At 45.8% G+C, this 275-nt stretch carries 1 protein-coding gene; it reads right to left on the reverse strand.

What is annotated here, in order from left to right; genetic code table 11:
- Positions 1 to 275, reverse strand: a 275-nt coding sequence (locus AOA60_RS23955) for a sensor histidine kinase KdpD (RefSeq protein WP_218240841.1), incomplete at both ends; no start/stop codon positions are given.

The raw sequence follows: 275 nt of genomic DNA on the forward strand, positions 1-275 counted from the left end.
TCAAAAGCGAGTACGGGCTCAGCAGAGGATGGAGTATTTACTCTGAAATCGAGGCTTGATCCTTGGATTGCATCGTCGTACTCCGCCAACGCCTGCTCCAACAACTGACTAATATCTACCGTTTCCTTCTTCAATTGAATGTTACCACTGGCCATCTTTGAAACCTCGAACAAATCGTCGATCAAGACCTTCAACCGCTTCGACTTGCTATCGATAATTTTTAAATAAGCCGACCTTTCCTCAGCTGAAACATCTTCGCCCTTCAGCAACTCCGT

The organism is Pseudomonas sp. 2822-17 (genome assembly GCF_002742485.1).
Lineage (GTDB): Bacteria > Pseudomonadota > Gammaproteobacteria > Pseudomonadales > Pseudomonadaceae > Aquipseudomonas > Aquipseudomonas cyclaminis.